Genomic DNA, 25,610 nt, shown 5'->3' on the forward strand with positions numbered 1-25,610 from the left:
CGAGCGAGAAGCGGGCTCACCCCAGGGCTTTCCCCGTCGGGATCAGGAAAGGCTGCCGGTGTCGATGACGAAGCGGTACCGGACGTCGGAAGCCAGGACGCGGTCGTAGGCGGCGTTGACGGCGTCGGGCGTGATGACCTCGACGTCCGCGGTGATGCCGTGCGCCGCGCAGAAGTCGAGCATTTCCTGGGTCTCGGCGATGCCGCCGAACAGGGAGCCGGCGAGGGTCTTGCGGCCCATGACGAGGGAGAAGGCAGGCAGGACAAGGGGTTCGCCGGGGAGACCGACGTTCACCAGGGTGCCACCGGGAGCCAGCAGGGACAGCAGGGTGGCGACGTCGGGGGCCGCGGTGACGGTGCTGATCAGGAGGTCGAACCGGCCGGCGAGCCCGGCGACGGCGTCGGCGTCGCTGGTCGCGTGGTAGTGGGTCGCGCCGAGCCGCTGACCGTCCTCGAGCTTCTTCAGCGTCTGGGAAAGCACGGTGACTTCGGCGCCCATGGCGACGGCGAGCTTGACGCCGACGTGGCCGAGGCCGCCCAGCCCGAGCACGGCGACCTTCTTGCCGGGGCCGGCCCCGTAGCGGCGCAGCGGGGAGAACATGGTGACGCCGGCGCACAACAGCGGCGCCGCGCCGGCCGGGTCGAGGCTTTCCGGGACGCGGAGGACGAAGTTCTGGCCGACCACGATCTTCCCGGAGTAACCGCCCTGGGTGACCGTGCCGTCGGCGTCGGTGCCGCCGTAGGTGCCGACCATGCCCGCGCAGTCCTGTTCCTGCCCGGCCTGGCAGCTCGCGCACTCGCCGCAGGAGCGGACCATGCAGCCGACCCCGACGCGGTCCCCGGGCGAGAACCGCGTGACCTCCGCGCCGACCGCGGAGACGGTCCCGACGATCTCGTGGCCGGGCACCAGCGGGTAGGGCTGCGGCCCCCACTCCCCGCGCACGTGGTGGATGTCGGTGTGGCAGATCCCGCAGTACGCCACGTCGATCAGCACGTCCTGCGGCCCGACCTCGCGACGGTCGATCGTCGCGGCCCCGAGCGGGGCACCTTCTGCCGGCGCGGCAATCGCCTCAGTGGTGAACAAGGCTCAGCACTCTCCTCACGGGACTCGGGAAAACCAACGGTTCCACCGAGTCAACCAGCCGCGAACCGCACCCGCGTATCCCAAGTTGCCGAACCGGTTGCGCGAACGGAGTTCCCGCGAACCCGCGCAAGGGGGAGGTAACGGGCAGAAGCGGTCCGGCTCGTTTCCGTGTCCCGCTCCTGCCGGCAACCTCCGGGTTGCGCCGATCCGGAGCAGCCTGCGAGACGCCGTCGGCGCGGAACGTGCGGATGATTCAAGGGATTCCTGTCCCGGCCGGGATCAGCACCCACAGATTTCTTCACCTTTCCGGTGTCGCCGGCAGTATGGAGTAAGCAATGGACAAGTGCCCGTACGTACTGGACCGGAGCGGCAGTGATCTCCACCAGGAGAACAAGAACCTGCGCGCCCGCGGTCCGGTCACCCGCGTCGAACTGCACGGCGGGTACACCGCGTGGTCGGTGACCGGCTACGAAGAGGCGAGGCAGCTGCTCGTCGACCCGCGGATCGCGAAGAACACCAAGGACAACTGGCCCGAGTTCCAGGCGGGCCGGGTGCCGCAGGACTGGGAGCTGTTCACCTGGGTCGCCATGGACAACATGCAGACCCGGGACGGCGCGGAGCACGACCGCCTCCGCAAGCTCGTCGCGCGGGCGTTCACCAGCCGCCAGGTGGCGAAGTCCCGGCCGATCATCGAAGGCATCGTGCACCGCCTCCTCGACGACCTCGCGACGGTGCCCGCCGACGAGGTGGTGGACATCAAGGGCCGGTTCTTCTACCCGCTGTCGACCATCCTCGTCTGCGACCTGCTGGGAATCCGCGAAGAGGACCAGAAGGCCATGTTGCAGGGCGCCCAGGTGAACGCGAAGACGGACAACACCGCCGAGGAGGCCGAGGCCAACCTCCACCAGTGGCACGAGGCACTCGGCCGGCTGGTCGAGACCAAGCGGCGCGAGCCGGGCGACGACCTCACCACCATCATCATCAAGGCGACCGAAGACGACGAGGCGCCCCTGACTGACGAAGAGGTCGTCGGCTCGGTGCACCTGCTCATCGGCGGTGGCACGGAAACCACGGCCAACGTCCTGTGCCACACGCTGGTCGACCTGCTCACGCACCCGGACCAGCTCGCCGCGATCCTCGCCGGGGAAGCCAGCTGGGAAGCGGCGTGGGACGAGGAAGTCCGCAAGGACGGCGCCGTCGGCTCGATGCCGTTCCGCTGCGCGCTCGAGGACATCGAGATCGGCGGGGTGACGATCGCCAAGGGCGACCTGGTGCTCATCAACTACCTCGCGGCCGGTCGCGACCCCGTGAAGTACGGCGACACCGCCGACGAGTTCGACATCACCCGCGAGGACAAGAGCAGCCTCGGCTTCGGCTACGGCCGGCACCGCTGCCTCGGCCCCGCGCTGGCCACCATGGAGGCGATGGTCGCGCTGCCGGCGTTGTTCGAGCGGTTCCCCGAGCTCAAGCTGGCCGTCCCGGCCACCGAGCTGAAGCCCGCGGCGACGTTCATCTTCAACGGGCCCGCCGAAGTCCCGCTGCTGCTGAAGGGCTGAAGCGCCCGAGGAAAGGACACTTCGATGCAGGCCGTCGTGGGTACCAGACCACTGTGCAGCCGGCTCAGCTCCGGGGACGGGGCGGCCATCCTGGTTGCCGACTTCCAGCCGCTCACCGCGGCACCGCGGCTCAGCAAGCTGGTGAGCGACGCGGCCGCCGGTCACCCGGTCCACCAGGTGGATCCCCGCGGTGCGCTCTCCGGCGACCGGCTCTACGCCGCCGTGCCGGAACTGGCGGACGAGACCGCGGCGCTCTTCCGCGCCGCCGAAACCTCCGGGGCACCCGACCGGCGGGTGTTCGTCGTGGGCCACTGCAGCGCGGCCGCGCTGTCCCTGCAGATCGCCGACCGGCTGGCCGGCGACCGGGAGGTCACGGCCATCCTGGTGCAGCCGACCTGGCCCGGCACGGACCACGTCACCGAGCGGTTCGCCGAGTTCCAGGGAAAACTGGGCGTGGCCGACCTGCCCTGCCCCGACCTGGACGGCGATCCGTGGTCCTGCATCGCGGGGATGGAACAGCTCATGACCGAGGGGCTGGCGGGGCTGGCGAAGCGGCTCGGCCTGAGCAAGGCGCCCCTGGCGTTCTCCGAGCTGCTGGTGTCGTACCGGACCTGGCTCGCTTTCCTGCTGGCCTGCCGCAACGACCAGCCCGTGAAGGTGCCTTCCGACGCGGTCGCGATCTCGGTGCTCACCGACGAACCCGGCTTCGTAGTGCCCGGGACCGGTCCGGAGCGGTGCCGGATCACGCCGCCACCGCCCGCGGACCGGCCCGACGCCGTGACGCCGGAGGTGGCGAAGGTGGTGCTCGACCTGATCGAGCGCCACTGAGCCGAGAACCACCGAAGAGGCGCTTCCGTCCGAACAGGACGGGAGCGCCTCTTCGGTTTCGCCGGAACGGAAACGACGAGAGCCCCGGCCCTTCCCCGGGCCGGGGCTCTCGTCGTGCTCGCGCGATTCCTACCGCGCCAACGCCGAAGCCGGTGACCTCAGCGACGCGAGCATCAGCTCCCGGTACTCGTCGACCATCGCGACGATGGTCGCCCGGTCGAAGTCGCGGCTGTTGAACCGCACGTGCCCGACCACGTCGCCGGCCGGGTCCAGGTAGAAGTCCCAGAGGTTGCCGTCCGGGATTTCCGAGATGTCGTCGGACGAGTTCAGGCGCCGGCGAAGCCCGGAGTACCTGATGTCGCCGACGTCCTCGGTCTCCAGCTCCGGCGGGAACTGGGAGATCTGGAACGCGGTGATGACGCTGTTCACGTTCGACGTCGGACCGCGCATGAGCTCCGGGTCGGACTGGGCGATGACGTCGTTGAACGGCAGCTCGTAGGAGTACGCCTCGAGCAACGCCGCCCGGGTGCGGTGCACCAGGCCGGCGAAGTTCGCGCAACCGGACAGGTCGGTGCGGATCGGCAGGAAGTTGAACAACGCCCCCACCGTCTGCTCGAACCGGGGCTCCCGGCGGCCGGAGGTGATGATCGGCGAGACGATGTCGCGCACGCCGGTCCGGCGGTGCAGGAACAGGTTGAAGCAGGCGTAGAGCACCATGAACGGCGAGCTGTGCAGCGACTTCGCCAGCGCGGTGACGGCCCGGGTCAGCTCCTGGTCGAACAGGAACCGGTACACCGAGTAGACCGGCGGGACGTCCAGCTGCCGCGGCCGGTCGGTGGGCAGGGTGAGGAACGTCCCGCCCGCCAGCTTGGTCTTCCAGTACTCGTGCGCGTGGGCGGTGGACTCGCTGAGGCGGGCCTGCTGCTGCCAGGCGGCGAACTCGCCGTACTGGCACATCTCCGGCAGCTCGGGCGCGCTCAGCCCGCGACGCCTCGCGTAGCAGTTGACGAAGTCGCGCATGAGCACGTTCATGGACCAGCCGTCGCTGACCGTGTGGTGCGTGACGAGCACGAGCACCGCGTCTTCGTCGTCGAACCGGCCCAGCCTGGCCTGCAGCAACGGCATGCGCGTGGCCGAGAGCCTGCCGACCTGGTCGACCTCGTCGAGGAACTCGTGCGCCCGGCGCTCGCGGCCGGCCTCCCCCACCGCCGCCGAAAGGTCGACGACGGTCAGCTCCACCGGACCCGGCGGGTGGACGCGGGCACGGGGTGCTTCCGCGTCCCTGACGATGGCGGTGCGCAGCGCCTCGTGCCGCGCGACGACGTCGTCCAGCGCGAGCTGCACGGCCGCCGTGTCCAGGCGCCCGTGCAGGCGCCAGCCGCCCAGGACGAGCCCCCGCGGGCCGAACACGCCGAGGTCGTCGCCGCGGTCGAAGGCGTACAGGAATTCCTCGTTGGCCGAAAGCGGGCGGCCGGCCGGCGCTTCGCCGGTGCTCGGGCGCTGCTGTTCGATGGTCATTTGCTGTCGTCCATTCCGGCTGTCGCCATGATTTCCTGCCCCGCACCGGACCCGGCCACCGCCTGGTCCGGGGTCACCGCCTCGTCCGGGGTCACCGCCGGCGGGCGCGTCCGGAGTCCCCAGGCCGCGATGGCCGGGCACAGGAGCCCGAGCAGCAGGAAGGCCACGCCGAGACCCATCCACCCGGCGAAGCCGTGGTTGGCCACGACCCCGAGCAGCACCAGCGGCGCCACCGTCATGCTCAACGTGGTGATCATGTTCAGGAATCCGTCGTACTGCCCCTGGGCGTGCGCCGGCGGCAGGTTGAACTCGAACACGAACCGGCCGGAGATCAGCCAGATCTGCGCGATGGCGGACACCGCGACCCCGCCGAGGAGCAGGACCGTCGCCAGGACCGGGGTCTGCCCCGGCATCAGGGCCATCATCAGGTAGCCGATGATCAGCGTCACGCCGCAGCGGAGCAGGGCCGAGCCGCCCTGGCGCAGGGTCTTGACGTTCCGGCTGAGCCGCATCTGCAGCAGGATGGCCATCGCGGTGTTGAGCACGTAGACGACGGCCACCGTCCAGGGCGGCGCGGACGTGTACACCACGATCCACACCGGCAGCAGCATGTTGTCCACGAGCATCGACATCGACAGCGCCCCGGAGACCAGCGCGAAGGCGATGAACGGCTTGTCCCGGAACACGATGAACCGGCGGCCCTTCGCCTCCCCGGTGCTTTCCGGCTTCGGCAGCGGCTTGTAGTCGGGGATCCTGAGCGTGATGAAGACGTCCACCACGTAGGCGGCCGCGCAGAACAGGAACATCGCGCGGTAGGCCCACGGGGTGCCGATCGAAATGCCGATCCCGGCGACGAGCGCACCGATGGTGAGGCCGATGTTCCCGATCGACTGGACCTGGCTGCGGAAGGTGATCGTTTCCGCGCCACCGATCCGGCGCATCAGCGCGCCTTCGGAAGCCATGTAGGTGAACGCGAAGATGTTCATGCACACGATGAGGATCAGCAGCGACCAGAATCCCTGGATGAACACGTAGCTGCCCATCCCGGTCAGCTGCCCGGCCAGCCCGAACAACACCACGCGGCGCGGGCCCAGCCGGTCGGCCAGGTCTCCCGCGTAGGTGGTGAGCGGCAGGCCGACGAGCCCGCCGACCGCGATCGCCAGCGCGGTCCCCGAATTCGAGATCCCCACGATCTGCGTGCAGTAGAGCACGTAGATCGGCAGGAAGACGCCGTTGGCCAGCATGCCCATGGCGAAGCCCAGGACGTACGCCCGCTGGGGCCCCGGCGGCGGGACGTGCTCCTTGGCATACGCGACAGGACTGAAAGTCATCATGAACCCGCTCTCTGAAACGCGCGAAGCGCGGCCTGAGTGTTGGTGTCCGCAAGGTCCGCTCCCGGAATGCTCTCGGGTCTCCCCCGCGGAGCACGTCTTCTGGAGCGCGCTGTCCCCCGCACCGGCGCGGCTCGCCGGGCTCGACAATCCGGGAGATGCGAGCAGGCCGCGCTTTCCGCCACCGTGGACGGAAGTCCAGTACGAAGCGGTCGAGATCCAGCGGCATCGCCCTGGGAAACCGGAAGCACGTGACGTGACGGAGGAAGCACGGTAATGGCTGACAAGGAACATTTCGACGTCGTCGTCATCGGCGGGGGTCCCGGTGGGTCAGCGACCGCCGGGTTGCTGGCGCAGCAGGGGCACAAGGTGCTCGTGCTGGAGAAGGAGAAGTTCCCGCGCTACCACATCGGCGAGTCGCTCATCACCGGGTCCATGCCGACGATCGAGGCGCTCGGCCTGCGGGACCGGCTGGACAAGATGGGCTACGTCCGCAAGTACGGCGGCACGCTGATGTGGGGCCGCAACCAGGGCGCGTGGGACTTCCGGTTCACCGAGGCCTCGGAGTACGAGTACACCTTCCAGGTCCGCCGGGCCGACTTCGACTCGGTCCTGCTGGGGCGGGCCCGCGAGCTCGGCGCGCTGGTGATCGAAGAGGCCACCGTCCAGGACGTGCTCTTCGAGGGTGAGCGCGCCGTCGGCGTGCGGTTCCAGCGCAAGGGCGACGCCGAACCGACCACCGTCGGGTCGACGCTGGTGATCGACGCGTCCGGCCAGCAGCACCTGCTCCCGCGCAAGCTCGACCTCATCGAGTACCACAACGACCTGCGCAACATCGCGGTCTGGGCGTACTTCCAGAACTGCAACCGCTACAGCGGGACGCGGTGGGGCGACACGCTCACCGAGAACCGCCCGCACGGCTGGTTCTGGTTCATCCCGCTGTCGGACTCGACGGTGAGCGTCGGTTACGTGACGCCCATCGACGAGTACAAGAAGGCGGGCAAGTCGCTGGAGGAGCTGCACGCCAGCGAGCTGGCCGCGGCCGACGAGATCACCTCGCTCACCGCGCCGGCCACCCGCGTCAGCGGTTACCGCACGATCAAGGACTGGTCCTACACCTGCAAGAAGTTCTACGGTCCGGGCTGGGCCCTGGTCGGCGACTCGGCGGCGTTCATCGACCCGCTGCTGTCCACCGGTGTCGGCCTGACCCTGCGCGGCTCCCTCGGCCTGTTCGAGACGGCCAACCTCGCGCTGCGCAACCCGGACCAGGAAGAAGTGCTCTACGAGCGCTACGAGCGCAACTACCGCGAATTCCTCACCTCGCTGCTGGAGTTCGTCCGGTTCTTCTACGACCGCACGAAGTCCAAAGAGGACTACTTCGAGGCGGCGCAGCAGAGCATCGACCCGAAGCGCCTGCGCCCGCGCAAGATCGACTTCGCCCGGATGCTGTCCGGCGTCTCCGGCATGCGGGACATCTTCGACGGGCCGCTGGCGCTGCGGGCGTTCCGCGACAGCGACGCGCCGGACGTGCCGGACACGCTGGCGGGCTAGGGACAGGGATGGGGACCACGCAGATGGAATCATTTGTCATCTCCGAGCGGTTCGCCGGGCAGGTCGCGCGGACGCCGGACGCCGTCGCCGTGTCCGCGGGCCCGGCCGCGCTGACCTACCGGGAGCTCGACGAGCGGGCCAACCGCCTCGCGCACCGGCTCATCGGGCTCGGCGTCCGCCAGGACGACCGGGTGGCGGTGCTGCTGGAGCGGTCGATCGACCTGGTGGTGGCGATCCTCGCGACCGTCAAGGCCGGCGGCGTCTACGTGCCGGTGCACGAGGACTACCCGGCCGAGCGCCGGCAGTGGGTCGTGGACCACGCGGAAGTGTCGGTGCTGCTGGCCGACACCACCACGCGGGACGCGGGCCTGCCGTCCGGGGTGCCGGTCGTGGTCGTCGACGACGACCCGGCCACCGCCGGGCAGCCGGCCACCGACCCGTCGGTGCCGATCCACCCGGACCAGCTGGCCTACGTGATCCACACGTCCGGCTCCACCGGCCACCCCAAGGGGGTCGCGGTGACCCAGCGGGACGTGGTGCGGCTGATCTTCAACACCCAGTGGACGGTCGAGCGGCACGCGCGGGTGCTGATGGTGGCGCCGTACGCGTTCAACGTGTCCACGTACGAGATCTGGATGCCGCTGCTGCACGGCGGCCGGATCGTCGTCGCGCCGCCGGGGCAGCTGACGCCGGCGACGCTGCGCGAGCTGATCGCGGGCGAGCGGATCACCGGGATCCACCTGACGGCCGGGCTGTTCCGGGTGCTCGCGGAGGAGTCGCTCGAGACGTTCACCGGCCTGACCGAGATCCTCACCGGCGGCGACGTGATCGCCCCGAACGCGGTGCGCCGGGTGCTGGACGCCTGCCCGGACCTCGTGATCCGGGCGATGTACGGGGTCACGGAGTGCTCGCTGTTCTCGGCGCACCACCCGCTGACCTCGTCGTACCGGCCCGGCACGCTGGTGCCGGTCGGGGACGCGTTCGACGACGTCACGATCCACATCCTCGACGAGCGCCTCACCCCGGTGCCGAGAGGCATCGAGGGCGAGATCTACATCGCCGGTCGCGGGGTCTCGCGGGGCTACTTCGGCCGCACGGACCTGACCGCGGAGGTGTTCGTCGCGGACCCGTTCGGCGAGCCGGGCGCCCGCATGTACCGCACCGGGGACCTGGCGCGCCGCAACGACGACGGCCTGATCGAGTACGTCGGCCGGGCGAGCAGCCAGGTGAAGATCCTCGGCTTCCGGGTCGAGCTGGCCGAGGTCGAGGCAGCGCTGAGCAGCTACCCCGGGCTCGCGCAGGTCGTCGTCGTGGTGCGCGTGCTCGAGTCGGGCGAGAAGCGGCTGGTCGGGTACGTCGTGCCGGAGTCCGGTGACATCGACCTGGGGGCGCTGCGCGCGCACGCCAGGGAGACGCTGCCCGACTACATGATTCCGGCCGCGCTCATCCAGCTGGAGTCGCTCCCGCTGACGTCGAACGGCAAGCTCGACCGCAAGGCGATGCCGGAGCCCGACTTCGAGGCCGCGTCGGCCTACCGGGCCCCGGAGACGCCGCTGCAGGAGAAGCTGTGCGCGATCTTCAGCTCGGTGCTCGAGGTGTCCCAGGTCGGCATCGACGACAGCTTCTTCGACCTCGGCGGCCAGTCGCTGGCGGCGATGCGGCTGCTCAGCCGGATCCGCTCCGAGGCCGGGGTCGACCTGCTGATCAACGTGCTGTTCGACATCCCCACCGTGGCCGGGCTGGCCGACCACATCGACACCGCCGCCGCGGCGGCCTGAGCCGGAGGGAGCAACCGATGGCGAACCCGTTCGAAGAGCCGGACTCCAACTACACCGTCCTGCGCAACGACGAGAACCAGCACTCGCTGTGGCCGGCGTTCGCGCCGGCACCGGGCGGCTGGACCGTCGTGCACGGGCCGGGCCGGCGCGAGGAGTGCCTGGACTACGTCCGGGAGAACTGGGTGGACCTGCGCCCGCGCTCGGTCGCCGAGTTCATCACGGCCCACGCCGGGAGCTGATCCGGCCGGACCCGCCCCACCCGATTCCGCCCGGCGAATTCCGGTTCGCCGGGCGGAATCGTGTCTCCACCTCGACGGGGCACCGCGGGAGATGCGGCGCGCCCGAGCCCGAGGACACCATGGAGCGCGCTGCCGGCCTCCCCGCGGCTGCCCTCGTACCCACCGACGGCCACGCGGCCTGACGATCCAGCAAGGAGAACACGGATGACCGAAGCGGCAAGATGGGAACTGCTGATCGAGCGCGACGACCTCGCGGCCGGCGAGGTGCGCGACGTCGCCGCGGCCGGGCTCGAGGCGGGCGAGGTCGAGCTCGCGGTCGAGCGGCTGGCGCTGACCATGAACAACGTGACCTACGCGCGGTGGGGCGCCATCCCGCCGCTGAACTTCTGGGACGCGTTCCCCGCGCCGGACCCGGTCCTGGGCCGGCTTCCGCTCTGGGGCTTCGCCCGGGTGGCCCGGTCGAACCACCCCGGTTACGCGACCGGCGACCGGTTCTTCGGGTTCCTGCCGTCGTCGAGCCACCACGTGGTCCGGCCGGAGCCGGCCTCGCGCGGGTTCGTGGACACCACGCCGGGCCGGTACTTCGCCCACCCCTGGTACCAGACGTTCCAGCCGGCGGGCCCGGCCGACGACCGCGACGACCGCCGGACCCTGCTGCGGCCGATCTACCCCGCGGCCTTCCACGTCGCGGACTTCGCCGCCGGCCAGGCGGGTGACGACGGGCTCACCGTGCTCATCACCTCCGCGTCGAGCAAGGTCGGCATCGGGATCGCGCACCGCCTGCGCGGCGCCGCGAACGTGCGCACCATCGGGCTCACCGGCGGCGGCCACGCGGAGTTCCTCACCGGTCTCGGGCTGTTCGACGAGGTGACCACCTACGACGCGCTGCCGGCGGTGCCCGCCGGTCCGGTCCTGTGCGTCGACCTCGCCGGGGACGCCGCCGTGCTCACCGCCATCCACGGCAAGTTCCGCTCCGGCCTGGTGCACGTCGCGCTGCTGGGCTGGACGCACGGCGCGCAGCCGCCGCCGGAGCTCGCCGACCCCGCGCCGGAACTGTTCTTCACGCCCGCGGTCGAGGGCGCGACGATCGAGGCCGAGGGGGAAGACGCGTTCTTCGCCCGCTACCACGCCGCCGAGGACGAGTTCATCGACGCCACCGAGTCCTGGCTGAGTGTCACCGCCGCCAACGGTCCCGAGGCGATCGCGAAGGTGTTCCGGAGCCTGGCCGACGGCACCCACCCGGCGAACGGCTTCACGATCCTCACGCCCTGAGCGGAGGCAGCGGAAAGGGCGCCGGGATCTTTCCCGGCGCCCTTTCTCTTTGCGTAAAGGGAAACCGGCGACGCCTGGTGGGCGTCGCCGGTTTCCGTCAGGCCGCCTTGGATGAAGGCGGAGACCCGGTCAGGCGGCGGCGTGCGGTGCCGCCCCGGTTCCACCCACGGCCGTGACGGCGCGCTCGATCGCGATCCGCGCGTTCCACAGGTCTTCCGGTTCCCGCGGGATGTCGAGGACGAAGGTGCGGATGCCGCCCCTGAGGTACGTCTCCACCGCCCGTGCCACCTCGTCGTGACTGCCCACCAGGTAGGGGCAGAACGTGTGGTGGTACCGGAAGGGCACCAGCCAGTACGCCTGTCCCGGCGATTCGTCGGGGATGGGCACGGAAGCGAGCTGGGGCTGCCAGGACGACGTCCCGGCGGCGAGCAGCAGCTTCATCCTCGCGGCCCCTTCGGGGTCGGCGGGGAACCGCTCGTGCGCGATCCGCCAGGCCTCGGCGGAGTCGTCCCGCGCGATGATGCCCACGCTGATGCCCGAGCCGAACTGGTTCTTGCGCAGGTCCGGGCGGACGAAGTCCTCCGGCACCAACGGGAACGAGAGCTGGCTCAGGCCCAGTGCCTCGCCCGCGTTCAGGCTGGCCGTCGACGAGCCGGACACGTACGCCTTGGGGAGCAGCTCGTGGGGCACCGGCGTGGTGAGCCGGGCGCGGCGGAAGTTGTAGTACTCGCCGGCGAAGTTGACCATGCCGCCGCCGAGCAGCTTGCGGACGATCGTCGCGTACTCGGTGAGCCGGTCGTACCGGTCGTCGTGCGACACGGTGTCGCCCTGGACGGCGAGATCGCGGCTGAACCCGCCGCTGACGAAGTTGATGTCGATCCGCCTGCCGTACAGGTGCGCCAGGGACGACACCGAGCGCGCCAGCGCGAACGGGCTCAGGTCGATCGGCTGGATCGCGACGAGCGGCACGAAGCTCTCGGTGTTCGCGATGGCCGCCTGCGCCGCCATCAGGGAGTCGACCGACGTGTTGTCGCTGTAGATCAAGGCTCCGCGGTAGCCGGCTTCGTCGGCCCACCCGGCGATGTCCAGCAGCTTGCGCAGGTGGTGCTGCTCGTGGTAACCGATGCTGGACCGGCAGGTCGAGTAGACGGTGACGCCGTTGGCGGCCAGGTCCATCATCGTTCGTTCCTCCCTTGGGTGATGCCGCGGACGGACGGGTCGGCCAGGAAGTCCCGCAGGCTGAGCGCGATGCCGAACTCCTCTTCCAGCCGGGCGACGAGCACGGCGGCGAGCAGCGAATGCCCGCCCAGGTCGAAGAAGCTGTCCTCGACCCCGGCCCGCTCCACCCCGAGCACCTCGGCGAACAGCGCGCACAGGCGCTCTTCGAGGGGCGTGGCCGGCGCTCGGCCGGCCCCGGTGGTGAACGTCGGTTCGGGCAGGGCCTTCCGGTCCAGCTTCCCGTTGAGCGACAACGGAAGCGCGGCCAGCACCACCACCGCGTTGGGCACCATGTGGCCGGGCAGGAGCCGCGCGGCCGCGGCCCGCAGCTCCGCCGGATCCGGTGCGCGGCCGGCCTCGGGCTGCACGTAGCCCACGAGACGCCGGTCTCCCGGCCGGTCTTCCCGGACCACGACCACGGCCTGGTCCACGCCCGGCTGCCCGGCCAGCACGGCTTCGATCTCCCCCGGCTCGATGCGGAACCCGCGGACCTTGACCTGCTGGTCCACCCGGCCGAGGTAGTCCAGCTCGCCGTCCTCGCGCCAGCGCACCAGGTCCCCGGTCCGGTACATCCGTTCCCCTGAGCCGAAGGGGCAGGCCACGAACCGCTGCGCGGTCAGCCCGGCCTGGTTCAGATACCCGCGGGCGACGCCCGGGCCGGCCAGGTAGAGCTCGCCGGCCACGCCCGGCGGCACCGGTGCCAGCCGGCCGTCCAGCACGTAAGCCCGCACGTTCCAGTTCGGCCCGCCGATCGGCGGGGCCCCGGCACCCGACAGCGGTCCGCTGATCGTCGTGCACACCGACGTCTCGGTCGGGCCGTAGGCGTTGAACAGCCGCCGGCCCGCCGACCACTCGGCGACGACCTCGCCCGGCAGGGCCTCCCCGCCGACGACCAGGCACTCCAGCTCGGGCAGGCTCTCCGGGGCCGCCCCGGCCAGGGCGGCCGGCGCCACCACGGCGTGGCTGACCCGGAGCTCGCGCAGCGTGGTGGCCAGCTCGTCGCCGGACAGCTGCCCCGGCGGGGGAAGGATCAGCGCCGCCCCGGAGGACAACGCCGACAGCAGTTCGAGCAGCGACATGTCGAAGCTCAGCGAAAGGAGCTGGGCCACCCGGGATTCCGGCGTGACGGCCAGGGTCTCGACCATGAACGCGGCCAGGTTGGCCACGCCCCGGTGGCTGACCACCACGCCCTTGGGGCGCCCGGTGGACCCGGACGTGTAGATCACCCAGGCCGGGTGCGCGGCCCGCAGCGGCGCGAGCCGGTCCTGGTCGGCGACCGTGCCGCCGGGCAGGTCCGCGACCACCGCGGCCACCCTCGGGTCGTCCAGGACGACCAGCCGGTCCCGGCCGGGCAGCTCCGCCCCGGCCTGCCGGGTCGTGAGCACCACGACCGGGTCGGCGTCGCCGAGCATGTACGCGATCCGGTCGGCCGGGTACCCCGGGTCGATCGGCAGGTAGGCCGCGCCGGCCTTGGCCACCGCGAGCACCGCGGCCACCATCTCCGCCGACCGCGGCACCGCGACCGCCACCACCCGCTCCGGCCCGACCCCCAGCCCGACCAGGTAGCGCGCCAGCCGGGTCGAGCGGGCGTCGAGCTCCGCGTACGACCACGCCACGCCGCCGGACTCGAGCGCGACGGCGTCCGGTGTCCGCGCGGCCTGCGCCGCGAACAGCTCCGGCAGCACCGTCACCGGAACGTCCCGCGCCGTGTCGTTCCACCGCGAGACGACCAGGTCCCGCTCGGCCGCCGTCAGCAGGTCCGCGTCGCCGACCCGCAGCCCCGGCTCGGCGGTGAACTGGCCCAGCAGCGCGATCAGCCGCCCGGCCAGCGCCCGCACGGTGCCGTGGTCGAACAGGTCCGCCGCGTACTCCAGCGCGAGGCCGATCCCGCCCGGGGCGCCGTCCGGTTCGTGCCGCGACCGGAAGGTCAGCGTCAGGTCGAACTTGGCCGAGCTCCCGGCCAGCTCCAGGTCCTGGGCCCGCAGGCCCGGGACGGCCCACTCCCGGCGGGTTTCCTCGTCGGAAGCCAGCATCACCTGGAACAGCGGGTGGTGCGCGGCCGACCGGACCGGGTTCAGGACTTCCACCAGCCGTTCGAAGGGCACGTCCTGGTGCGCGTACGCCGCCAGGTCCCGGTCGCGGACCCGGCGGAGCAGCTCCGCGAAGCTCGGGTCGCCCGACAGGTCCGTCCGCAGCACCAACGTGTTGACGAAGAACCCGACGAGCTGGTGCAGCGCCTCGTCCCCGCCGCGGCCGGCCACCGGCACGCCGATCGGGATGTCGGTGCCGGCCCCGGACCGGGACAGCAGCACCGCGAGCCCGGCCTGGAGCACCATGAACACCGTCACCTGGTGCTCGCGCGCGAGCTCCACGAGCCGGCCGTGCAGCCCGGCGTCCACGTCGACGTCGACGTGCCCGCCGCGGTGGGAGGGATGTGCCGGGCGGGACCGGTCGAACGGCAGGTCCAGCTGCTCGGGCAGGTCGGCCAGCGTCGACTCCCAGTACGCCACCTGCCGGGCGAGCACGCTGCCGTCGCCGGAGTCCTCACCCAGCAGCCCCTGCTGCCAGAGCGTGTAGTCCGCGTACTGCACCGGCAGGTCCGTCCACTCGGGACGGTGGCCGGCCAGCCGCGCCTCGTACGCCTGTCCCAGGTCCCGCAGCAGCACCCCGAGCGACCAGCCGTCGCTGGCGATGTGGTGCGTGAGCAGCACCAGCACGGACTCGTCGGCCCCCAGCTCGAACAGCCACGCCCGCACCGGCAGCTCTTCGGCCAGGTCGAACACGTACCGCGCCGCCTGCCCGGTCAGCTCGGCCAGGTCGGCTTCGGCGGCCGGCACCACGGTGAGGTCGGGCACCGCCCGCGCGGGCGGGAGAACCTGTTGGTACGGCTGCCCGTTCGCGGCCGGGAAGACCGTCCGCAACGCCTCGTGCCGCCCGGCCACGTCGCCCAGTGCCGCGCGCAGCGCACCCGCGTCCACCGGACCGTGCAGCCGCCACGCGAACGGCACGTTGTAGGTGGCGCTCGGCCCCTCGAGCTGCGCCTGGAACCACAGCCGGCGCTGCGCGAACGACAACGGCAGGCGCTCGGGCCGCTCGGCCCGCTCCAGCGCCGGCCACGCCCGCGCGGCGCCGTCCAGCGACTTGGCCAGCAGCTGGACCGTCGGGTGGTCGAACACCGTCCGGATCTCCAGCTCCACCCCCAGCACCGACCGCACCCGGCTGATCAGCCGGGCGACCAGCAGCGAGTGGCCGCCCAGGTCGAAGAAGCTGTCGTCCACGCCGACCCGGTCCACGCCGAGGATTTCGGCGAACAGCTCGCACAGGATCTCTTCGGCCGGGGTGGACGGCTCGCGGCCGGTTCCGGCGGCGTACTTCGGCGGGGGCAGGGCCTTCCGGTCCAGCTTCCCGTTGACCGTCAGCGGCAGCGCGTCCAGCACCACCACCGCGGCGGGCACCATGTAGCCGGGCAGCACCGCGGCCGCGGCGGCCCGGATCCCGGCCGGGTCCACCCGGCTCCCCGGCGTGGGCACGACGTAGCCCGCCAGGCGCTGGTCGCCCGGCCGGTCCTCGCGGGCCACCACGACGGCCTGGGCCACTCCGGGCTGCCCGGCCAGCACGGCCTCGATCTCACCCGGCTCGATGCGGAACCCGCGGACCTGGACCTGCTGGTCCACCCGGCCCAGGTACTCCAGCTGGCCGTCTTCCCGCCACTGCGCCAGGTCCCCGGTCCGGTACATCCGTTCCCCGGAACCGAAGGGGCAGGCCACGAACCGCTGCGCGGTCAGCCCGGCCTGGTTGAGGTAGCCTCGCGCCAAACCCGGGCCGGCGATGTACAGCTCGCCGGGCACGCCCGGCGGCACCGCTTCCAGCCGCTCGTCCAGCACGTACACCCGGGCGTTCCAGATCGGCTTCCCGATCGGCGGAGCGTCCGCTCCGGACAGCGGCCCGCTCAGGGTCACCGCCACCGTCGCCTCGGTCGGGCCGTAGGCGTTGAACATCCGCCGCCCCGGCGACCACTCGGCGCAGACCTCACCGGAGCACGCCTCGCCGCCGACCATCATGCACTCGAGCAGGGGCAGCTGGTCCGGCGCCGCCCCGGCCAGGGACGCCGGCCCGACCAGGGCGTGGCTGACGCGCAGCTCGTGCAGCGCCTCGGCCAGCACCTCGCCGGCCAGCTGCCGCGGCGGCGGGAGCACCAGCGCCGCGCCGGCCGGCAGCGACATCACCAGTTCCATGACGGCCGCGTCGAAGCTCAGCGAGGCCACCTGCCCCACCCGTGACTCCGGCCCGATGGCGAAGGTCGAGATGAGGTACGCGGACAGGCTCGCCAGCCCCTGGTGGGTGACCACCACGCCCTTGGGCCGCCCGGTGGAGCCGGACGTGTAGATCAGGTACGCCGGGTGCGCGGCCCGCAACGGCGCGATCCGGTCCGCATCGGTGACCGGGCCGTCGGGCTGCTGCGCCACGGCCGCGGTCACCGCGGCGTCGCCGACGTCGAGCACGGCCACGCCCGCCGCTTCCGGCAGCCGTGCCGAAGTGGCCCGGTCGGTGATCAGCAGGCTCGGGGCGGCGTCGTCGAGCATGTAGCCGATCCGCTCCACGGGATACCCGGGATCGATCGGCAAATAAGCCGCGCCGGCCTTGGCCACGCCCAGCACCGCCGCCACCATCTCCAGCGACCGCGGCAACGCCACCGCCACCAAGCGCTCCGGCCCCACGCCCAGCCCCACCAGGTGGCGCGCCAGCCGGCTCGACCGCGCGTCCAGCTCCGCGTACGACCACGCCACGCCCCCGGACTCCACCGCGACGGCGTCCGGCGTCCGCGCGGCCTGCGCCGCGAACAGCTCCGGCAACACCGTCACGGGAACGTCCCGCGCCGTGTCGTTCCACCCCGAACCCACCAGGTCCCGTCGGAGATCCATCCCGGTCACGCCCGTTCGGCCCGGACGAGGCTCTTCGGCCGCATGTCCGTCCACTGCGCTTCGATGTATTCGAGGCAGTTCGCGCGGGAGTCCGCGCCGCGCGCCGTGCTCCAGCCGGCCGGGACGGCGATGCCGGCGGGCCACAGGCTGTACTGGCCTTCGTCGTTGACCAGGACCAGGTACCGGGCGTCGGCGTCCTCGAACGGATTGGACACGATAACCTCACTCCACTTAGGACGGTCTGACGGTGTCGGGCGCGGCCGCGCGCCGCGGTGAGCGGATTCCAGTCTGCCCGGGACGGTTCACCGGGCACGTCTTCGCGATTGTGCTGCGCTTCCGGGCCGGTCAGTCCCCGGCCGGCCCCGGCACCTGGTCCGCTTCGACGCTGTCGTACAGGTGCTTGATGTTCGAGCTGCCGAAGGACGTCGCGCCCGCCCGCTCGATGATCTCCAGGAAGAGCGTGTTCCGCGGGTGCACGGACTTGGCGAAGATCTGGTAGAGCTGGCCGTCGTGGTCCTCGTCGACCAGGACGTGCAGGTCGCGCAGCTCGTCGACGGAGTACTTCTCCGGGTGCACGCGGTTCGCGAGCGCGGTGTAGTAGGCGGCGGGCGTCGTCAGCAGCTCGATGCCGTCGGCGGTCAGCTGCCGCACCGTGGACAGGATGTCGGTGGTGCTGAAGGCCAGGTGCTGCACGCCCGAGCCGTCGTTGTCCTTGAGGAACCGGTCGACCTGGCCGACCGCCAGGCTGGTGTCCGACTCGACGAGCGTGAACGTGACCGCGCGCGACTTGCTCTGGATGACCTTGATGAACATCCCCTGGTCGCCGGTGACGATCCGCTCGGTGAGGATGAGCTCGAAGTCCAGTGTCCGCTGGTAGTACTCGACGGTCTCGTCCATCCGGCCCGCCTCGACGGGGATCGCGAAGTGGTCCACCTTGTGCAGCCCGGTCCCCGCGGCGGCACCGCTCTCGGGCACCGCGACGAGGCCGCGCACGTCGGCCACCCCCGCGTCGTCCGGTCGCTGCACGAACGTGTGCGTCACGTCGCCGAAGCCGGCGATCGTCGCTAGGGTCACCGCTCCCCGGGTGACGGGCGCCATGACCGGGCGCACCCCGCGCCGCACGGCCTCGGCGAACGCCGCGGCGGCGTCCGGCACCCGGATGCCGATGTCGCCGATCCCGTCCCCGTGCCGCTCCACGTAGGCGTGCGCGGGGTGGTCCTCGCCCGACTGCGTCAGCACCAGGTCGATCTCGCCCTGCCCGACGGTGACCGACCGCGTCGTCCCGCCCGACGGGGCCGACTCCGCGCGCACGACGAAACCGCACCCGTCGACGAGCCAGGCGAGATTCCGTTCGATATCGTCCACGTACAGCTCGACGTAATCGATGGTCATGTCCCGGAGTGCGTTCTGCACGGTCTCCAACCTCCACTGACGGGTATTCGGTGCCTGGCGTCTCGCGTCCCACCGTCGAGAATCGCAAAACGGGCCGGCACTGTCCTCTCTTCCGTTGCCCGCGCCGGCCGCCGGACAACGCATGGCCGGAGAAGCCGTGGCAGCGCACCGGGTCGCATACTGATCACCCGGTGATCGGCCGCAGGAGAGGCGATACGGTTGTCAACCCAACTGAGCGTGGAAACGTTGCACGGATCGCTCGCCGATCCGGCCATCTCGTCGATGAACCTGCTCAACGAGTTGATCGACGAATATCCGCAGGCCATTTCCATGGCGGCCGGCCGGCCGTACGAAGAATTCTTCGACGTCGGCCAGATCCACCGGTACCTCGACGCTTATTGCGACCACCTCCGGCGTGACCGGAAACTGAGCGAGGCCGAAGTCACCCGTACGCTTTTCCAGTACGGTGCCACGAAAGGCGTGATCGCCGACCTCATCGCCCGCAACCTCGCCGAGGACGAGCACATCGTCGCCGCCCCCGAGTCCGTGGTCGTCACCGTCGGCTGCCAGGAGGCGATGTTCCTGGTGCTCCGGGCGCTGCGCACGGACGAGCGGGACGTGCTGCTCGCCCCCGCCCCCACCTACGTCGGCCTCACCGGGGCGGCGCTGCTCACCGACACCCCCGTGCGGCCGGTGCGGTCCACCGGGAACGGCATCGACCTCGACGACTTGGCGCACCAGCTGAAACTGGCGCGCGAGGCGGGCGAGCGGGTCCGGGCCTGTTACGTGACCCCCGACTTCGCCAACCCCACCGGCACCAGCATGGACCTGCCCGCGCGCCGCCGGCTTCTGGAGATCGCCGAGGAGCACGGGATCCTGCTGCTCGAGGACAACGCCTACGGGCTCTTCGGAGCGGACCGGCTGCCCTCGCTGAAGGCGCTCGACGAGGCGGGGACCGTGGTGTACCTCGGTTCCTTCGCCAAGACCGGCATGCCCGGCGCCCGCGTCGGCTACGTGGTGGCGGATCAGCCCGTGGCCGGCGGAGGCCTGCTCGCCGATCAGCTGTCGAAGCTCAAAGGCATGCTCACGGTGAACACCTCCCCCATCGCCCAGGCCGTGATCGCGGGGAAGCTCCTGCTCAACGACCTGAGCCTGACCAGGGCCAACGCGCGCGAGACGGCGATCTACCAGCGCAACCTGCGGCTGACGCTGGCCGGGCTCACCCGCACGCTCGGCGGCTGCCCCGGGGTCAGCTGGAACACGCCGACGGGCGGGTTCTTCATCACGGTGACCGTACCGTTCCCCGTCGACGACGACCTGCTGGCCGTCGCCGCCCGCGACCACGGCGTCCTTTTCACCCCGATGCACCACTTCTACGGCGGCAAGGGCGGGTTCACGCAGCTGCGGCTGTCGATCAGCCTGCTCACCCCGGACCTGATCGACGAGGGCGTGACCCGGCTCGCCGCCCTCATCACCGGCCGCCTCCCCTGACTCCGCCGGGGACGGGCGGGGCTCCGGCGAATCGCCCGGCCTGGCTGCCCCGGCTGCGGCGGATCCGGTGTCGCGCATGAGTCGTTCGCGACGTCCGGATCGCGAGCGAGTGGCTGGATCCGTCGCACGGCAGCGGCACCAGCCGGGCGACTGAACCGCGACCGTGCCGGGCTCCGGGGTGGACGCCGGAGGGCCGAGGCCGGGCCGGTCCGAACCGCGCGAGCCGGCCCGACCTCAGCCCGGCCGGCGGAACGGACACACCGGTCGCCTCCCCTGGCCCCCGGACGATTGCGCAGCCGCGGAGACGCGGTGCTTCGCCGCCCCGCTGGATGCTCGATCCACCGGGACACCGCCGGCGCCCGCCGGTGGCCGAGTCCGTAGCGCTGGAGGGTGCAGAAATCATGGTCATCGTCATGGCTACCGATGCGGGGACCGCAGATGTCGAGGCCGTCGTCGACCGGGTGACGGAAGCGGGTGGCGAAGCCTTCGTCAGCCGCGGCGTGAGCCGGGTGATCGTCGGGCTCATCGGTGACGTCGACCGGTTCGAGACGCTCAACCTCGGCGGGATGCGCGGGGTGCAGAGCGTCACCCGCATCTCCGCCCCGTACAAGCTGGTGAGCCTGCAGCACCACCCGCAACGGTCCACTGTGTACGTCCGCGGGGTGCCGATCGGCCCGGACACGGTCACCCTGATCGCCGGGCCGTGCGCGGTCGAGACGCCGGAGCAGACCCTGGCCGCGGCCCGGATGGCTCAGGCGGCCGGGGCGACGTTGCTGCGCGGCGGCGCGTTCAAGCCGCGCACGTCGCCCTACGCCTTCCAGGGCCTCGGCGAGCGCGGCCTGCAGATCCTCGCCGACATCCGCGCGCAGACCGGCCTGCCGATCGTCACCGAGGTGGTCGCGGCCCACGACGTCGAGATGGTCGCCGGGTACGCGGACATGCTGCAGATCGGCACCCGGAACATGCAGAACTTCTCGTTGCTGCAGGCCGCCGGCGAGGCGGGCAAGCCGGTGCTGCTCAAGCGCGGCATGAACTCCACCATCGAGGAATGGCTGATGGCCGCCGAGTACATCGCGCAGCGCGGCAACCTCGACATCGTCCTGTGCGAGCGCGGGATCCGGACCTTCGAGACCGCCACCCGCAACACGCTCGACATCTCGGCGATCCCGGTCGTCCAGGGGCTCTCGCACCTGCCCGTGATGATCGACCCCTCGCACTCCGGCGGACGGCGGGACCTCGTCCTCCCCCTGTCCCGGGCGGCGATCGCCGTCGGCGCGGACGGGATCCTCGTCGACGTCCACCCGCATCCCGAGGAAGCCATGTGCGACGGCCCGCAGGCGCTCGTGGCCGAAGACCTTCGTGTCCTGTCGAAGGAGATCGACGCGCTGACCGGGGTGGTCGGCCGCCGGACCTCGACCTGGTGGAACCGGCGGCTGTTCGCCGGCTGACGCTCCCGGCCCGGAGAGAACCCGTGCGGACCGCACGGGTTCTCTTCGTTCAGGCGGCGAGTGTCCGGGCCGCGACCGCCCGGCCGGTCAGTTCGACGAGCCTGGTGCCGACGTCGATGACGGGCAGCGCACAGGTTTCGGTCACGAACGGCAGCACGGCCGTGAAGTGCGTGCACGCCAGGACGACGGCGTCCAGGCCGAGGCGCTCGGCGAGGCGCAGGGTGGTCGGCAGGTGCGAAGCCTCGAACGCCGCCGCCGGGTCGCCGGCCTCGATCCCGCGCACCAGCGCGGGATCCGACACCCCGAGCAGCCGGTGGCCGGGGCTGACCTGCCACGCGGCCCGCTCGACGCCGACGACGGCGTGCGCGTTCCCGGTCACCACCAGGGAAGAACGCAGCTTCGGGAACGCTTCCCGGTAGACCGTCCCGGGCGAGACCACCGGCAGCGCCGCGCTGTCGTGGTCCACCACGGCGGACAGCGAGTTGCAGAAGAGCATCGCCTGCTCGGTCCCCCGGGCGCGCAGCTCACGGAGGCGGGCGTGGAACGCCGCCGCCAGCGCGCCGGGATCCTCGTACTGCAACGAGTCCTGCTCGTCCGGCGAAGCCGCCATGGCGTACGGATCGGCCGCCAGCCCGCGGGCCCGCAGCAGCCCGGCGCCGAGACCGGAGTCGTAGGGGGTGCCGGCGATGACCGCCACCGCGGGCGCTTTTCCTTCCCCCGCAAGTATCTTCATCCTGCCGATGGTTCCAGCCGGGACGGCGGCTGCCTTCCTCCGGGATGCCGTCAGCGGGGCGCGATCACCTTGCCGGGGTTGAAGATCCCGTCCGGGTCGAGCGCGAGTTTCAGTGCCCGGTGGACCCGCACGCCGACGGGTCCGATCTCCCGCGCAAGCCAGTCCCGCTTGAGCAGGCCGACGCCGTGCTCGCCGGTGCAGGTGCCGCCCAGCGAGAGCCCCAGCCGCATGATCTCGTCGAACACCTGCCGCCCACGGTCCATACTGGACTGATCCGCCCGGTCCACCACGATGACCGGATGCAGGTTCCCGTCGCCGGCGTGGCCGACCACGCCGACCAGGACGTCGTGCCGCGCCGCGATCTCCTCGACACCGGCGACGAGGTCGGCGACCCGTGACCTCGGCACGGCCACGTCGTCCACGACGAGACCGCCCCGGCCGCCGGGGAACGCCTGCGCGGCCAGCTGTTCCATCGCCGGGTGTGCCAGCCGGCGTGCGCTGGTCAGCGCCTCGGCTTCGACCGCGTCCCCGGCGGCGTACAGCTCGCTCGCGCCGGCCGCCCGGCAGCACTCGGCGATCGCGGCGAGGTCGGTGCCGTCGCCGGTGTCCGTCGCGACCAGCAGCATGGCCGCGGCTTCGGTGTCCAGGCCCATCGGGCGATAGGCCTCGATGGCCCGCAGGTGCGTGCGGTCGAGCAGCTCGAGCATGCTCGGAACGTGACCGGCGGCGGTGATCGAGGCCACCGCCCGCCCGGCCGCCGCCACCGTCGGGTACACCGCCACCATGGTCCGGGCCTCCCGGGCCGCGGGCCGGAGCCGGACGGTGATTTCGGTGATGATCCCGAGGGTGCCCTCCGAGCCGACGAACAACGCGGTCAGGTCGTAGCCGGCGACGCCCTTCACGGTCCGGCGGCCGCAGCGCAGCACCTCGCCGTCGGCGAGCACGACTTCCAGGCCCAGCACGTACTCGCCGGTGACGCCGTACTTGACGCAGCACATGCCGCCCGCGTCGGTCGAGACGTTGCCGCCGATCGTCGAGGACTCCCAGGAACCGGGGTCCGGCGGGTAGGCGAGCCCTTCCTTGGCGGCGGCCCGGCTCAGCTCGGCGTTGACCACCCCCGGCTGCACGACCGCGATCCGCTCGCCCTGGTCGATCTCCAGGATCCGGTTCAACCCGGTCAGCGACACGACGAGGGCGCCGTCGACCGCGTTGGCCGCGCCGGTCAGCCCGGTGCGCGCGCCCTGCGGGACGACCGGCACCCGGTGCGCGGCGGCGACCCGCACGGTGGCGGCGACCTCGGCGGTGCTCCGCGGCCGCACGACGGCGAGCGGCGTGCCCGCGTCGCACAGGTCGGCTTCGTCGCGGCAGTAGGCGGCCAGCAGGTCAGGATCGGTGAGCACGCGATCGGCGGGCAACGTCGCCAGCAGGTCGTCGATCGGGAATCCCATGGAAGCCAACGTAACTCCCCGCCCGGCCGCACTCCAGCCCGCGCGCGAAGTCGGCATTCGCGAGGAGGTCCGGCCTGCTCGGCAACCGCAAAGACGTGTGACGCGGAACTTCCCGCCTAGCCTCGGCGCATCTGTTCGGTTCAACCGGAGGTGGACTAGGTGAAACGTCTGATTGTCACCGCGGTCGCCGGCGTTGCCGTGGCGTTTTCGGCGGTGAGTGCCCCGGCCGCCGCCGCAGCGCCGGCCACCATCACCTGGGGTCCGTGCCAGGACCCGAGCCTGGTGGCGGCGGGCGCCCAGTGCGGGATGCTCCAGGTGCCGATGGACTACCGCAGGCCGACCGGGAAGCAGCTCCGGATCGCGGTGTCCCGGATCCGGCACAAGACCCCGGAGAGCGCTTTCAAGGGCGTCATGCTGACCGTCTCGGGCGGTCCCGGCCTGCCGGGGCTGGCACTGGCCACGCTGGGCACGCTGGTCCCCGGCCACGTCGGGGACGCCTACGACTGGATCGGTTTCGACCCGCGCGGGGTCGCCACGAGCGAGCCCGCACTGTCCTGCGATCCCGGCTACATGGACTTCGACCGGCCTGGCTACGTGCCGGTCACGCCGCAGCTCGAGCGGACCTGGCTCGACCGCGTCCGGGGTTACGCCCGCGCCTGCGGCGCGCACAACGACCCGGACCTGCTGGCGAACATGAAGACCACGGACGCCGTGGCGGACCTGGAGCGCATCCGGGCCGCGCTCGGCGTGACCGAGATGAGCTTCTACGGCTACTCGTACGGCACGTACGTCGAAGAGGTCTACGCGACGCTGCACCCGGATCGGGTACGCCGGATGGTCCTGGACAGCAGCGTGCACCCCCGGGACGTCTACTACCGGCTCAACCTGTCCCAGGACTCCGGGTACGACCGGAGCCTGAACGCGTTCTTCGGCTGGGTCGCGGCGCACGACGACGTCTACCACCTCGGCAGGACCCAGGCCGCCGTGAAGAACGTGTACGACCGGCAGCTGGTGGAGCTGGCGCGCGAACCGGCCGCGGGCGCGGTCGGCCCGGACGAGTGGACCGACGTCTTCCAGCTGGCCGCCTACCGCCAGCTCCACTGGACGCTCGTCGCCGACGCGTTCGCCGGCTGGGTCAACCACCACGACGGCGCGACGCTGAAGACGTTGTTCGTGCAGATCGGCGGACGCGGCAACGACAACGCCTACGCCGCGTACCTGGCCGTGGAGTGCACGGACACGCAGTCGCCCACGAACTGGCACAAGTGGCGGGCGGACACCTGGCGGGCGTTCGCCGAGGCGCCGTACTTCGCCTGGCAGAACACCTGGATCAACGCGCCGTGCGCGTTCTGGCCCGCCCCGGCCGGCCGGCCGGTGAACGTCGGCAGCCACCGCCTGGACAGCATGCTGCTGGTCGACGAGACGCTCGACCCGGCCACGCCGTTCGAGGGCAGCCTCGAGACCCGCACCCGGTTCCCGGCCGCCACGTTGCTCGCCGTGCCCGGCGGCCTGAACCACGCGAACACGCTGATGGGCGGCAACGCCTGCGTGGACGGCAAGATCGCGGAGTACCTGTCGGGCGGCACGCTGCCCGCGCGCAAATCCGGCAACCGGTCCGATCTGGAGTGTCCGCCGCTGCCGCTGCCCGTTCCCACGGTCACTCCTTGAGTGGATCTCGATCCGCGATTGTTAGCTTCGGTCGGGTAATCGGCGGCACCGGTGGGCACTCCCCGGACCCGCCTGGTTCCGCGCGCCTCGGTGTCCGGGACGAGCTCGCCGCCGCCGATCGCGAACGTCACCGA

18 protein-coding genes are annotated in these 25,610 nt (G+C 71.6%); 9 read left to right on the forward strand and 9 right to left on the reverse strand.

All coding sequences use genetic code 11. The annotated features are described in order from the left end of the window. Nucleotides 1–42: 42 nt before the first annotated feature. Nucleotides 43–1,083 (reverse strand): NAD(P)-dependent alcohol dehydrogenase, encoded by a 1,041-nt coding sequence (locus ACZ4TR_RS18050; RefSeq protein ID WP_465288049.1) that lies wholly within the window; start codon nt 1,081–1,083, stop codon nt 43–45. A 335-nt stretch (nt 1,084–1,418) separates the two neighbouring features. Between ACZ4TR_RS18050 and ACZ4TR_RS18055 the strand changes: the two genes are divergently transcribed. Together ACZ4TR_RS18055 and ACZ4TR_RS18060 are read left to right on the forward strand one after the other, a co-directional pair. Further along, nucleotides 1,419–2,639, forward strand: coding sequence for a cytochrome P450 family protein (locus ACZ4TR_RS18055; RefSeq protein WP_465288050.1), 1,221 nt, complete (start codon nt 1,419–1,421; stop codon nt 2,637–2,639). A 24-nt stretch (nt 2,640–2,663) separates the two neighbouring features. Then, nucleotides 2,664–3,467 (forward strand): hypothetical protein, encoded by an 804-nt coding sequence (locus tag ACZ4TR_RS18060; protein WP_465288051.1) that lies wholly within the window; start codon nt 2,664–2,666, stop codon nt 3,465–3,467. A gap of 129 nt (nt 3,468–3,596) precedes the next feature. Here ACZ4TR_RS18060 and ACZ4TR_RS18065 read toward each other — a convergent pair whose 3' ends face one another. Then, complete coding sequence (locus ACZ4TR_RS18065) at nt 3,597–4,985, reverse strand: condensation domain-containing protein (protein ID WP_465288052.1); 1,389 nt, start codon at nt 4,983–4,985, stop codon at nt 3,597–3,599. Continuing rightward, entirely contained in the window at nt 4,982–6,316 is a 1,335-nt protein-coding gene (locus tag ACZ4TR_RS18070) for an MFS transporter (RefSeq protein WP_465288053.1), read from the reverse strand. Before ACZ4TR_RS18070 ends, ACZ4TR_RS18065 begins: the two co-directional genes overlap by 4 nt. A gap of 276 nt (nt 6,317–6,592) precedes the next feature. Between ACZ4TR_RS18070 and ACZ4TR_RS18075 the strand changes: the two genes are divergently transcribed. The 4 genes from ACZ4TR_RS18075 to ACZ4TR_RS18090 all read left to right on the forward strand — a co-directional run bounded on the left by ACZ4TR_RS18075 (nt 6,593) and on the right by ACZ4TR_RS18090 (nt 11,156). Continuing rightward, a complete protein-coding gene (locus ACZ4TR_RS18075) occupies nt 6,593–7,867 on the forward strand; it encodes an NAD(P)/FAD-dependent oxidoreductase (protein WP_364526957.1) in 1,275 nt (424 codons plus the stop codon). Nucleotides 7,868–7,890: 23 nt separating this feature from the next. Further along, nucleotides 7,891–9,645, forward strand: a complete 1,755-nt coding sequence (locus ACZ4TR_RS18080; RefSeq protein ID WP_465288054.1) for a non-ribosomal peptide synthetase — start codon at nt 7,891–7,893, stop codon at nt 9,643–9,645. Nucleotides 9,646–9,662: 17 nt separating this feature from the next. Continuing rightward, the gene (locus tag ACZ4TR_RS18085) at nt 9,663–9,884 is read left to right on the forward strand and encodes an MbtH family protein (RefSeq protein WP_364526953.1); all 222 of its coding nucleotides are present in this window, start codon (nt 9,663–9,665) and stop codon (nt 9,882–9,884) included. A 204-nt stretch (nt 9,885–10,088) separates the two neighbouring features. Continuing rightward, on the forward strand, nt 10,089–11,156 hold the full coding sequence (locus ACZ4TR_RS18090; RefSeq protein WP_465288055.1) for a DUF2855 family protein: 1,068 nt from the start codon (nt 10,089–10,091) through the stop codon (nt 11,154–11,156). Between the two features lie 129 nt (nt 11,157–11,285). Here the strand turns inward: ACZ4TR_RS18090 and ACZ4TR_RS18095 are convergent, their stop codons facing one another. The 4 genes from ACZ4TR_RS18095 to hppD all read right to left on the reverse strand — a co-directional run bounded on the left by ACZ4TR_RS18095 (nt 11,286) and on the right by hppD (nt 18,688). After that, nucleotides 11,286–12,335 (reverse strand): LLM class flavin-dependent oxidoreductase, encoded by a 1,050-nt coding sequence (locus ACZ4TR_RS18095; RefSeq protein WP_465288056.1) that lies wholly within the window; start codon nt 12,333–12,335, stop codon nt 11,286–11,288. Further along, nucleotides 12,332–17,296 (reverse strand): amino acid adenylation domain-containing protein, encoded by a 4,965-nt coding sequence (locus ACZ4TR_RS18100; protein ID WP_465288057.1) that lies wholly within the window; start codon nt 17,294–17,296, stop codon nt 12,332–12,334. Before ACZ4TR_RS18100 ends, ACZ4TR_RS18095 begins: the two co-directional genes overlap by 4 nt. A gap of 5 nt (nt 17,297–17,301) precedes the next feature. After that, a complete protein-coding gene (locus ACZ4TR_RS18105; RefSeq protein WP_465288058.1) occupies nt 17,302–17,511 on the reverse strand; it encodes an MbtH family protein in 210 nt (69 codons plus the stop codon). Nucleotides 17,512–17,641: 130 nt separating this feature from the next. Then, nucleotides 17,642–18,688: a 4-hydroxyphenylpyruvate dioxygenase gene (gene hppD / locus ACZ4TR_RS18110; RefSeq protein ID WP_465288059.1), complete on the reverse strand. Its 1,047-nt coding sequence runs from the start codon at nt 18,686–18,688 to the stop codon at nt 17,642–17,644. Between the two features lie 237 nt (nt 18,689–18,925). Between hppD and ACZ4TR_RS18115 the strand changes: the two genes are divergently transcribed. Next, the gene (locus ACZ4TR_RS18115; protein WP_465288060.1) at nt 18,926–20,179 is read left to right on the forward strand and encodes an aminotransferase-like domain-containing protein; all 1,254 of its coding nucleotides are present in this window, start codon (nt 18,926–18,928) and stop codon (nt 20,177–20,179) included. Between the two features lie 413 nt (nt 20,180–20,592). After that, a complete protein-coding gene (gene aroF, locus ACZ4TR_RS18120; protein ID WP_364526939.1) occupies nt 20,593–21,627 on the forward strand; it encodes a 3-deoxy-7-phosphoheptulonate synthase in 1,035 nt (344 codons plus the stop codon). 49 nt (nt 21,628–21,676) lie between these two features. On the opposite strand, the gene ACZ4TR_RS18125 is transcribed toward aroF, so the two are convergent. Next, on the reverse strand, nt 21,677–22,360 hold the full coding sequence (locus ACZ4TR_RS18125; RefSeq protein WP_465288061.1) for an aspartate/glutamate racemase family protein: 684 nt from the start codon (nt 22,358–22,360) through the stop codon (nt 21,677–21,679). A gap of 50 nt (nt 22,361–22,410) precedes the next feature. Then, nucleotides 22,411–23,808 (reverse strand): FAD-binding oxidoreductase, encoded by a 1,398-nt coding sequence (locus ACZ4TR_RS18130; RefSeq protein WP_465288062.1) that lies wholly within the window; start codon nt 23,806–23,808, stop codon nt 22,411–22,413. A 159-nt stretch (nt 23,809–23,967) separates the two neighbouring features. Here ACZ4TR_RS18130 and ACZ4TR_RS18135 point away from each other — a divergent pair, with 159 nt between their 5' ends. Continuing rightward, nucleotides 23,968–25,476 carry an alpha/beta hydrolase gene (locus ACZ4TR_RS18135; RefSeq protein WP_465288063.1) on the forward strand — a complete coding sequence of 503 codons (1,509 nt, stop codon included), beginning with the start codon at nt 23,968–23,970 and terminating at the stop codon, nt 25,474–25,476. Nucleotides 25,477–25,610 lie beyond the last annotated feature (134 nt).

It is taken from the genome of Amycolatopsis sp. NPDC028719 (assembly GCF_055565395.1).

What these genes read in the sequence shown, in the direction of transcription:
- aroF (WP_364526939.1), top strand. Translation starts at nt 20,593, where the DNA reads ATGGCTACCGATGCGGGGACCGCAGATGTCGAGGCCGTCGTCGACCGG.
- ACZ4TR_RS18060 (WP_465288051.1), top strand. Translation starts at nt 2,664, where the DNA reads ATGCAGGCCGTCGTGGGTACCAGACCACTGTGCAGCCGGCTCAGCTCC.
- ACZ4TR_RS18100 (WP_465288057.1), bottom strand. Translation starts at nt 17,296, where the DNA reads ATGGATCTCCGACGGGACCTGGTGGGTTCGGGGTGGAACGACACGGCG.
- ACZ4TR_RS18085 (WP_364526953.1), top strand. Translation starts at nt 9,663, where the DNA reads ATGGCGAACCCGTTCGAAGAGCCGGACTCCAACTACACCGTCCTGCGC.
- ACZ4TR_RS18130 (WP_465288062.1), bottom strand. Translation starts at nt 23,808, where the DNA reads ATGGGATTCCCGATCGACGACCTGCTGGCGACGTTGCCCGCCGATCGC.
- ACZ4TR_RS18080 (WP_465288054.1), top strand. Translation starts at nt 7,891, where the DNA reads ATGGAATCATTTGTCATCTCCGAGCGGTTCGCCGGGCAGGTCGCGCGG.
- ACZ4TR_RS18065 (WP_465288052.1), bottom strand. Translation starts at nt 4,985, where the DNA reads ATGACCATCGAACAGCAGCGCCCGAGCACCGGCGAAGCGCCGGCCGGC.
- ACZ4TR_RS18090 (WP_465288055.1), top strand. Translation starts at nt 10,089, where the DNA reads ATGACCGAAGCGGCAAGATGGGAACTGCTGATCGAGCGCGACGACCTC.
- ACZ4TR_RS18095 (WP_465288056.1), bottom strand. Translation starts at nt 12,335, where the DNA reads ATGATGGACCTGGCCGCCAACGGCGTCACCGTCTACTCGACCTGCCGG.
- ACZ4TR_RS18070 (WP_465288053.1), bottom strand. Translation starts at nt 6,316, where the DNA reads ATGACTTTCAGTCCTGTCGCGTATGCCAAGGAGCACGTCCCGCCGCCG.
- ACZ4TR_RS18125 (WP_465288061.1), bottom strand. Translation starts at nt 22,360, where the DNA reads ATGAAGATACTTGCGGGGGAAGGAAAAGCGCCCGCGGTGGCGGTCATC.
- ACZ4TR_RS18075 (WP_364526957.1), top strand. Translation starts at nt 6,593, where the DNA reads ATGGCTGACAAGGAACATTTCGACGTCGTCGTCATCGGCGGGGGTCCC.
- ACZ4TR_RS18055 (WP_465288050.1), top strand. Translation starts at nt 1,419, where the DNA reads ATGGACAAGTGCCCGTACGTACTGGACCGGAGCGGCAGTGATCTCCAC.
- hppD (WP_465288059.1), bottom strand. Translation starts at nt 18,688, where the DNA reads ATGACCATCGATTACGTCGAGCTGTACGTGGACGATATCGAACGGAAT.